Genomic DNA, 1081 nt, shown 5'->3' with positions numbered 1-1081 from the left:
TGTACCCGGTCATGACTTTGGTGACAGTCGGGTGATCGGTGGCTGGCCGCCGAGCGCAGTGTGTCGGCGGCCAGTGTTGTAGAAGTGCAGCCAGGGCGCGAGTGCGTCGGCGCGTTCGGCGTTGCTGGCAAAGACCTGGTGGTAGGCCCACTCGGCTTGCAGAGTCCGGTTGAAGCGTTCCACCTTGCCGTTGGTCCAGGGGCAGTGGGGACGGGTGAACTTCTGCTTGGCGCCCAGGGCTTGGCAGGCGTCGCGGAATGCGGCGGAGGTGCGGTAGTTCCTGGCGTTGTCGGTCATCACGCGCTCGATGCGGGCGATGCCGTGCCCGGCGAAGAACGCGGCCGCACGGGTGAGGAAGGCCGCGCAGGTGGTGCCCTTCTCGTCGGTCAGGATCTCGGCGTAGGCCAGGCGGGAGTGATCGTCGACCGCGGCGTGCACGTAGTCGTAGCCGATGCCCCGGCCCCGGACGTCCTCGCTGCGGCCGTGGGCCCGCCAGCCACCGCCGTCGGGGATCTTCCCGAGCTTCTTGACGTCCAGGTGGACCAAGCCGCCGGGCTGGTTGTACTCGTAGCGTGCGGCGCTGGTGCGCACCGCCCGGATCACCTGTCCGGTCAGCGGGTCGCAGGCCGCCAGGGGCGGCATGTGGTGGCGGCGCAGGATCCGGCTCACCGTCCGGGCCGGGACCTGGGTGGCCTCAGCAATCTGCTCGGGTCCCCGGCGCAGGCGTCGGCGGGCCTCAAGGACGCGTTCCTCAACCTCGGCCGGGGTGCGACGTGGGCAGCTGTGCGGGCGGCTCGAGCGGTCGTGCAGCCCCGGCCAGCCGTGGGCACGGTAGCGGTTGACCCAGCGATGAGCGCATTGCCGGGAGACGCCCAGCTCCTTGGCGACGTGCGCGACCGGACGCCGGTCGAAGACGACGCGACGCACCAGCAGGCATCTGCCGTGAAAGGTCAGCCGGGCATTAGCGTGGGCCACCAGGACCTCCGAGGTGAGTGAAGACGGCAATCTCCACTACGCCCGGAGGTCCCCCCATGATCAACAACCGACGGTAGGCGTGTCACCAACCTCCCGGCCGAGTACA

At 69.7% G+C, this 1081-nt stretch carries 1 protein-coding gene; it reads right to left on the bottom strand.

The window, feature by feature from the left end:
* Window positions 1-9: 9 nt before the first annotated feature.
* Window positions 10-975, bottom strand: coding sequence for an IS481 family transposase (locus tag ACI2LW_RS33735; protein ID WP_404735067.1), 966 nt, complete (start codon window positions 973-975; stop codon window positions 10-12).
* Window positions 976-1081 lie beyond the last annotated feature (106 nt).

Origin of the sequence: Streptomyces sp. NPDC004065, from assembly GCF_044903565.1 — a bacterium.
GTDB lineage: Bacteria > Actinomycetota > Actinomycetes > Streptomycetales > Streptomycetaceae > Streptomyces.
The sequence above is the reverse complement of the archived record's forward strand: the minus strand, read 5'-3'. Positions and strand labels throughout refer to the sequence as shown.